Origin of the sequence: Bacillus sp. EE-W1 (genome assembly GCF_009760835.1) — a bacterium.
Lineage (GTDB): Bacteria > Bacillota > Bacilli > Bacillales > Bacillaceae_G > Bacillus_A > Bacillus_A wiedmannii.
Genome location: NZ_WIPE01000034.1, coordinates 40,255 through 48,055, shown reverse-complemented (window position 1 = coordinate 48,055; position 7,801 = coordinate 40,255). Strand labels below are relative to the sequence as shown.

Here is a 7,801-nt window from a genome sequence, read left to right as displayed (position 1 = left end):
TCTAATACTTCTTTCACTTTCATCTTATATGCCTCCTATTTTTATAATTAAGCTTTCTTAATCCAGAACTTTAATTCGCCGTCTTCTTCTGTATGCTTTAACACTTCATGACCGCCTTTTTGTGACCATGCTGGAATATCTTTAATCGCACCTTTATCTGTTAAGTGTACTTCTAACACTTCCCCCGATTGTAATGCTTCCATCGCCTTCTTTGTTTTCACAATTGGCATTGGACATGCTAATCCTTTTACATCTAATACTTCTTTCACTTTCATCTTATATACCTCCTATTTTTATTTCATTTGAAACCGAATTAATTATGAACAGCACAACGGTTTGGACCAATCTCCATTTCATGCTCTTCGTCTTGACTTGGATTTAATCGCCCCATATTTGTTTGACGAATCTCTTGATATGCATTCGGTTGAGGTGGTAAATTCTCTGTTACAACTTTACGAAACTCTCCCTCATCCTCAATATTTAATCCTGCATTATACGCAAATAAATCTTTTAATTTAGCACTAACAATGCCACTCTCGTCCATTTCACTTATTTTTGAATAATGAGCCGGTAACACAACTAAGTTTTGAGATATTTCTTTATATCGGCTATACAAAGTAGTACGTAAATCACTTACCCAATCTTCAGCTTTCCCAGCAAGGTCTGGACGCCCAATTGAATCTACAAATAAAATATCGCCTGATAATAAATAGGAATCATCTACAATAAATGACGTACTTCCAATCGTATGCCCTGGTGAGTATAATGCGTCAATTTCAATTTTAGTCCCCCCCACCGTAATAACAGATCCTTCAACAAGTGGTTTATATGAGAACACAACTTCCTCCGCATCTTTTGGCGGCAACCAATACGTACCACCTACTTTTTCCGCTAACTTACGTCCGCCAGAAATATGGTCTGCATGTAAATGTGTATCCATTACATTCGTAATCGTAACACCATGCTCTTTCGCAAACTCTTCGTACGCTTCAACTGTTCTTACTGCATCAATAACTGCTGCTTCACCGTTTGAAACGACCATATAAGATAAGCAACCTTTTCCAAGACGGTTAAATTGATACATACTTCCGCCATCTTTTAAATCTCCAACTTTTATAGGCTTTATATATTCACTCCAAGCCTTCATACCACCAGATAAATAATAAACATTTTCTAATCCAGCCTCTGTTAATTGCTCTGCCACAAATATAGAAGACCCTTCTTTTGCGCATACTACTAAAACATCTTTATCTTTAGGTAGTTCACTTACAATATGATCTACACCCTCTAATAAATCAAAGTACGGCACATTCATTGAAGTAACTTCTTTTCCTTCAATTTTCCAATCTTCATAATCCGCCTCATTACGAACATCTAAAATAAATAACTTTCCGAATAAAACTTTCTCTGCAACATCTTTTGCTTGTAACGGTTTAACGTTCATCTCATTACCCCCATAGGTATATTTTTATTTAAAAAATTTTATTTTTCCACATTGCCTTGCCACTCTAACATGCCTGGAATGACATTTTTCACATTTGCATAACCTTTCTCTTTCAACATGTGGCAAGCTACATCACTACGGTTACCAGTTCGGCAAACAACATAAATTTGCGTCTTCTGATCTAACGCTGCACTGTCTAATTCTCCTAACGGCACGGAAACAGCCGATGGAATATGACCAAAAGCGAATTCCGCCGCTTCACGAACATCTACTACAATACACTCTTCACCACTTAATACTATCTCTTCCAATTCCGAATTCGTAATTGTTTGAGGATATTTCACTACTTCATTCACTTCATGCTCGTGTGCTTTTCTAACGTAATGCATCAATAGATCACCTTCGTGTTTCGTCCCGATGTACTGATGACCTACTTTACTCGCCCAACTTTGTATATCTACAGTAGACCCTTTATCTGTTGCCTGAACTTCAATCACTTGCCCTGATGTCAAACCTTCCATCGCCTTCTTCGTCTTCACAATCGGCATCGGACAGGCCAAACCTTTACAATCTAAACTCATATCCACTTTTATACTCATAGTCGATTCCTCCATAATTTATATACACATACCTGTAGGGGTATATAAAAATGTTTTTGAAAATCTGTCAACACTTATGTTTGACAGATTATCGGCTTTTTACAAGTAATTGAACAGCTTCTTTAATTAACTCTTCATTTGAACCATTACCGCTTTCAAACTGCTCACGCAAACATTGCTCTAAATTTGTTCCCACAACAAGTCCAATCGTACGATCAAGTGCGGAACGAGATGCCGTTAACTGTGTAATAACCTCTCGGCAATCTTTTCCTTCTTCCATCATGCGAAGTACACCACGAACTTGCCCTTCAATACGTTTCAATCTATTTTTCATATCTTGATTATATTCCATTGTATAATCACCTCATTACCATTATGTCACCATTTATAACCTATGACAATATATTATACCCTATAGGGTATTTTGTAAACCCCTATTTTTAATGTTTATCTTATATGTTCACAAAACAAAAAGTGAAACCTTAATACGTAAGCTTTCATCTTCCACTAAATTTTGAAGTGGAAGATGAAAAAATATTAATACGCAACACGTTCTGGTAATACTGTCCCATACAATTTAAAGCCACCATCTACATTCTTTACCTTATATCCTTTTTCCATTAACATGCGCGCTGCGACATAACCTCTCATACCAAGTTGACAGGTAATATATATTTCTTTATCTACCGGTACTTCATCCAAACGATCACGTAACTCATCTAAGGGGATATTAATAGAACCTTTAATCATTCCTTGTTTGAGTTCATTAGGCTCTCGAACATCAATAAGATATCCACCATTTTCAACAATACGATCTACCTCATGCCATTGTACTGTGTCCACAAAACCATCTACTATATTACTTGCCGCATACCCCACCATGTTTACTGGGTCTTTTGCAGAAGAATAAGGCGGGGCATATGATAATTCTAAATCTGGCAAATCAATTACGGTTAAGTTTGCCTTCATTGCCGTTGCAATAACATCAATACGCTTATCTACACCGTCACGCCCTAACGCCTGCGCCCCATAAATTTTTCCGCTTTCTTTATTAAAAATTAATTTTATTAACACTGGCGTCGCATTCGGATAATATCCCGCATGCGAATTTGCCTGTACATGTACTACCTCATAGGGTATATTTAATCGTTTTAATATTTTCTCATTTACTCCCGTCGCAGCAACTGTTAAATCAAAAACTTTAGCTACAGAAGTTCCCAGCGTACCTTTATATAAAGAATCTGTATGACCATGAATAATATCTGCTAACATGCGACCTTGACGATTAGCTGGCCACGCTAACGGAATCATCGTTTCTGTTTCTGTAACAAAATCCTTTACTTCAATCGCATCACCAATTGCATATATGTGCGGGTCCGACGTTTGAAAACTCTCATCTACCTTTATCGTTCCTCTAACTCCTAGTGCTAACTCTGCATCCTTCGCTAAACTGCTCTCTGGTTGCACACCAATTGCTAAAATAATCATATCTGTCTTTATGATTGAACCACTTTTTAAACGTACAACAGTCCCGTGCTCTTCTAATGCATCTACACCATCTTCTAAAACAAGCTCAACATTGCGCTTTTTCATATGCTCATGCACATATGCTGCCATTTCATAATCAATTGGTGGCATTACTTGATTTGCCATCTCTACAAGAGTAACATCAATTCCTCGTTCTCTTAAGTTTTCAACCATTTCTACTCCAATAAATCCGCCACCAATAACCGTCGCATGATGTGGTTTCTTCTCATCAATGTACGCTTTAATACGATCTGTATCAGGTACATTTCGTAACGTAAACAACGCCTTCGCTTCTTCAATACCTGGAATAGGTGGAACAATTGGTTTTGCCCCTGGTGAAAGAATTAAAGTATCATATTCCTCGTTATATGTTTCATTTGTAGTTACATTCTTTATCGTAATTGTTTTCTCTTCTTTATTTATCTTTACCACTTCACTCAATACACGTATATCTAAATTAAAACGCTTTGACATCCTTTCAACAGTTTGTACTAATAACTTTTCTCTTTCTGTAATGACACCGCCAATATAGTATGGTAAGCCACAATTTGCAAATGAAATATACTCACCACGCTCCACCATAATAATTTCATCTTCTTCACTTAAACGACGAAGCCTTGCAGCCACTGATGCTCCGCCCGCAACTCCGCCTACTACAACTATTTTTCTAGACATATTTCAAACCTCCATATTATTTATTATTGAATTCCCTCATGTATCACATACACGAATCATATACCCACATGGGTATATGATAGAGTATAAAAAATTTAATTTCAATCAATATGTCTTTCTTTCACAAATTCGAAACAAATAAAAAAGAACTTAGACATCTCCAAGTTCTTTACAAATGAAGCAACCCATCGTTCCATTGCCATACTTCCTATAATCTCTTTGTAAAACTATAATCCATGTTCCCGCCTAGCGCTGCCGCGGTATCACCAGTTTCTCTAAAATCATGTGTATATATTTTTTCAAATGAACCGAAATCTACTTGCTTATAAAATTCAAAACAAGGGAAACCATCATGCTCTCCTTGAACATCAATACTGCCGTCCTTTTTCACACATACATGTAATACATAATCCACAGGAGGTGCATATACATTTAATGGATTACTTGCACTCGCACTCATTTTGAATTGCACACCGTCAGAATTCCATGTGATATTAGTACACACAATATTTTCTGTACTTGCTTTCCCTGTTCTTTTACTCACAGAACCATCTGGACTTGTAACCTTCTCGGTCGTAATACCCGTGTTCGCATATGAAAACACTTCTTCTTTATAGAAATCAACTACTACCTCTTGCTCAACTCTAGAGCGCATCGTATTTACCGCATGTGGTGTAAATTCACGCGAATCACCTTCGAATTGAATTATTTTTCCTGTTTCCATATCCTTCTTAGCTTCTGTCCAAGAAATTGGAATAAAGACACTGGCTCTAATTTTTACGATATTAGTCATAAGAAACACCTCTATAATTTTATTTTAGATACTGAATACTATTAAATAAAACAAACCATAATTTCAATCCTAAAACCAATAGATTTCTTTTTTACTTTTCTACTTCCTTCTAAAAAATAGTGGTATATTTACGTTTAGACTGTCATTTTAAAGTTATATTCCATCTCTCCAGCTAGTGCTGCTGGAGTATCATTTGTTTCTCTAAAATCATGTGTATATATTAATTCAAACGAACCAAAATCTACTTGTTTATAAAATTCATAGCAAGGGAAACCATCATGTACACCTTCAACATGCACAGTACCATTTTTATTAACTCGTATAGCCAACAAATAATCAGCTGCAGGTGCTGCCGCATTTAACGGATTACTTGCACTTGCTCTCATTTCAAATGAAACTTCATCCTCGCCCCATACGATATTAGTACATACAATGTTTTCTGTACTTGTTTCTCCTTTTTGATACTCAATTGAGCCATCTGGATTTGTAATCTTCACAGTGACGATACAAGCATCTGCATATGTGAAAATTTCTTTTTTATAAAAATCAATATTCACTTCTTGTTCTAATCTTGAACGCTTTGTGTTCACAGCGTATGGTGTAAACTCACGTGCATCTCCAGCATATTCAAACACTCTTCCTGTTGCAGAATCCTTAATAGGTTCCAGCAATGCATATGGTGCAAATACACTCCCTCTAATTTTAACGATATTAACCATGTGAAACCTCCATTGATTCTATTTATATAAATCATTATTTGTACTATACGGAATATAGTCAATTTGATTGACTATATTCCGTATAGTACAATAGGTTTCACATGTAGTCAACTTAATTGACTATAATTACGGAGGTTATATACATGGATCATTCAACATTTAACGAACTAGACCTTACTTCACTTTTATCATTATCTTTCAGTACATTAATTACTGAACTACATGAAAAATTAAGTGAATTAGGATTTGAAGATATTAGGCCAGCACATGGTTTTATGTTCAAACGCATTCTTCCTAATGGAGCAACTGGTATAGAACTAGCTGAGTATTTAGGGATTTCCAAACAAGCTGTAAGTAAAATGGTAGATTCTCTTGAGAGTAGTGGTTACGTTACACGTAAAACGCATCCTACTGATAAAAGAGGTAAGATCATTGTTTTAACCGAACGTGGTTTGTCAGTAATGAAAGCAAAAGAAGAAATAATAGCTGAAATAGAACAGCGATGGATTGAAAACATAGGTGCAGAACGAATGCAAATGCTTAAAGAAGATTTAACAACATTCGTTACTAAAAAAAATACAGGAAAATTATCATCAAATATACGCCCTGTTTGGTAAACAAAAACTCCATAAAAAAAGAATCCATTTTGATTATTCTTTTTCAAAATGGATTCGTTTTCTACAATAATATATTTATTACTCTCGTTTCATCTCTAGCATTAACTCTAACTATTTGCGTCTCACCATTTGGCAAAAATATGATATAATTTCCCTTCCTCACATTCCTCCAAATAACTTTTCCTTCTTCATCCGTTCTCCCTATGGAAATCCCAATTTCTTTACTGGGCTCAGGTGATGCATCTTTCATAAGTATAATTTCAAAATCTTTTACCGACTGTTTCTCTTTATTTTTAACATGAAAAGTTACGGAATGAACAACCTTACTACCATTCTCCTCATTATTTGCTATAGAACCAGAAATTATAGTTATGACCAGTACACAACATAAAATCCATATAAGCTTACTATATTTATTCAGACCATTTTTTAAGATTATTAAAAACATTGTCTGTTACCCGATTTCCGAAATTCCAAGAATTACTTCCTGCTGTATGGACAGCTATTACTGTTGCACCCGTACGAGAGTAGTCATGATACACAGGTGCTCCACTTTGACATCCATAAGTGTCCATCCTATACGTTAAAATTCTAGGACTTGTGCCTTCAATTGGCCCATAATCTGTCCACATAGTATATGTTTCATTTCCTAATTTATCACATGGATACCCTGGGACTACCGCAAGTAAACCTTTTGGTGATTCTACATTAGTAGTTCTATATCCTAACCAACCCGTATAATCCCCAGGAGATCCATCTAGCTTAATAGCTCCATAATCAAATTCTGAATCTCCGTCGTCAGTCCATCCACTTACTGAATAGAGTTTTTTCCAACTAAAGGGTAGATACGGTGCCTGGTTTCCATTTCGACCAGGAGTCGCAATAACATTTGTTGCCCATCCACCAAGCTTTTTATCGTAAATACAGTGTCCAGCTGTAAGCACTGTATCTTTACTAATCAATGCTCCTGTACACCCATAAACCTCTTGTCCATTAAACTGAATTACTAAATGCACTATAGTCCGATAAGGATACAAAGTCGTATCAATAACTCTAATTCGATCATCTCTTCCTATTACAGAATGTGTAAGGATATTAGATGGATAATTAAAATTACTGCCTCGTAATAAGTATCCCCAATCTTCCCCACCATGTTTACGCCCTTCAAATGAAGGAGAAATGAGATCTTCTCCTCTTCGATCATTACTATAAAAAGATTGTTCTTGAAAAAGTACACGTTCTTCTTCATTTGAAACTGATGTCCATGGTACATCTTCTGCATACACCTTCTGATTCACCAAAAATACTATACAAAAAAAGATAAAAAGAACACCAAAACTATAAAGAGCCAACCTACATCTTATAGAAATAAAGCTATACAACATAACTTACCTCCTATATAAATGATAGCGAACAATTGAAGATCC

Annotated in this window: 10 protein-coding genes; 1 reads left to right on the top strand and 9 read right to left on the bottom strand. The window is 35.8% G+C overall.

The window, feature by feature from the left end; translation table 11 throughout:
• Positions 1-47: 47 nt before the first annotated feature.
• The 7 genes from GFJ36_RS03425 to GFJ36_RS03395 all read right to left on the bottom strand — a co-directional run bounded on the left by GFJ36_RS03425 (position 48) and on the right by GFJ36_RS03395 (position 5,757).
• Entirely contained in the window at positions 48-275 is a 228-nt protein-coding gene (locus GFJ36_RS03425) for a sulfurtransferase TusA family protein (protein ID WP_044796320.1), read from the bottom strand.
• A 38-nt stretch (positions 276-313) separates the two neighbouring features.
• Positions 314-1,444 (bottom strand): MBL fold metallo-hydrolase, encoded by a 1,131-nt coding sequence (locus GFJ36_RS03420; protein ID WP_087985806.1) that lies wholly within the window; start codon positions 1,442-1,444, stop codon positions 314-316.
• Between the two features lie 38 nt (positions 1,445-1,482).
• Positions 1,483-2,058 (bottom strand): sulfurtransferase TusA family protein, encoded by a 576-nt coding sequence (locus GFJ36_RS03415; RefSeq protein WP_170969746.1) that lies wholly within the window; start codon positions 2,056-2,058, stop codon positions 1,483-1,485.
• A gap of 73 nt (positions 2,059-2,131) precedes the next feature.
• Positions 2,132-2,395 carry a metal-sensitive transcriptional regulator gene (locus tag GFJ36_RS03410; RefSeq protein ID WP_000456206.1) on the bottom strand — a complete coding sequence of 88 codons (264 nt, stop codon included), beginning with the start codon at positions 2,393-2,395 and terminating at the stop codon, positions 2,132-2,134.
• Between the two features lie 185 nt (positions 2,396-2,580).
• Positions 2,581-4,245, bottom strand: coding sequence for a CoA-disulfide reductase (cdr, locus tag GFJ36_RS03405; RefSeq protein ID WP_097890201.1), 1,665 nt, complete (start codon positions 4,243-4,245; stop codon positions 2,581-2,583).
• 208 nt (positions 4,246-4,453) lie between these two features.
• Complete coding sequence (locus tag GFJ36_RS03400; protein ID WP_087985809.1) at positions 4,454-5,038, bottom strand: DUF3238 domain-containing protein; 585 nt, start codon at positions 5,036-5,038, stop codon at positions 4,454-4,456.
• Positions 5,039-5,172: 134 nt separating this feature from the next.
• On the bottom strand, positions 5,173-5,757 hold the full coding sequence (locus GFJ36_RS03395) for a DUF3238 domain-containing protein (RefSeq protein WP_097890202.1): 585 nt from the start codon (positions 5,755-5,757) through the stop codon (positions 5,173-5,175).
• A 143-nt stretch (positions 5,758-5,900) separates the two neighbouring features.
• Between GFJ36_RS03395 and GFJ36_RS03390 the strand changes: the two genes are divergently transcribed.
• A complete protein-coding gene (locus GFJ36_RS03390; protein ID WP_060487586.1) occupies positions 5,901-6,374 on the top strand; it encodes a MarR family winged helix-turn-helix transcriptional regulator in 474 nt (157 codons plus the stop codon).
• Positions 6,375-6,435: 61 nt separating this feature from the next.
• On the opposite strand, the gene GFJ36_RS03385 is transcribed toward GFJ36_RS03390, so the two are convergent.
• Entirely contained in the window at positions 6,436-6,822 is a 387-nt protein-coding gene (locus GFJ36_RS03385; protein WP_097890203.1) for a DUF2606 family protein, read from the bottom strand.
• Complete coding sequence (locus GFJ36_RS03380; RefSeq protein WP_137036149.1) at positions 6,788-7,759, bottom strand: trypsin-like serine peptidase; 972 nt, start codon at positions 7,757-7,759, stop codon at positions 6,788-6,790. The genes GFJ36_RS03385 and GFJ36_RS03380 overlap by 35 nt, the downstream gene beginning before the upstream one ends.
• Positions 7,760-7,801 lie beyond the last annotated feature (42 nt).

Excerpts from the sequence above, each read along its gene's own strand:
- GFJ36_RS03380 (WP_137036149.1), bottom strand. The coding sequence starts at position 7,759 with ATGTTGTATAGCTTTATTTCTATAAGATGTAGGTTGGCTCTTTATAGT.
- GFJ36_RS03385 (WP_097890203.1), bottom strand. The coding sequence starts at position 6,822 with ATGTTTTTAATAATCTTAAAAAATGGTCTGAATAAATATAGTAAGCTT.
- GFJ36_RS03390 (WP_060487586.1), top strand. The coding sequence starts at position 5,901 with ATGGATCATTCAACATTTAACGAACTAGACCTTACTTCACTTTTATCA.
- GFJ36_RS03415 (WP_170969746.1), bottom strand. The coding sequence starts at position 2,058 with ATGGAGGAATCGACTATGAGTATAAAAGTGGATATGAGTTTAGATTGT.
- GFJ36_RS03400 (WP_087985809.1), bottom strand. The coding sequence starts at position 5,038 with ATGACTAATATCGTAAAAATTAGAGCCAGTGTCTTTATTCCAATTTCT.
- GFJ36_RS03395 (WP_097890202.1), bottom strand. The coding sequence starts at position 5,757 with ATGGTTAATATCGTTAAAATTAGAGGGAGTGTATTTGCACCATATGCA.
- cdr (WP_097890201.1), bottom strand. The coding sequence starts at position 4,245 with ATGTCTAGAAAAATAGTTGTAGTAGGCGGAGTTGCGGGCGGAGCATCA.
- GFJ36_RS03410 (WP_000456206.1), bottom strand. The coding sequence starts at position 2,395 with ATGGAATATAATCAAGATATGAAAAATAGATTGAAACGTATTGAAGGG.
- GFJ36_RS03420 (WP_087985806.1), bottom strand. The coding sequence starts at position 1,444 with ATGAACGTTAAACCGTTACAAGCAAAAGATGTTGCAGAGAAAGTTTTA.
- GFJ36_RS03425 (WP_044796320.1), bottom strand. The coding sequence starts at position 275 with ATGAAAGTGAAAGAAGTATTAGATGTAAAAGGATTAGCATGTCCAATG.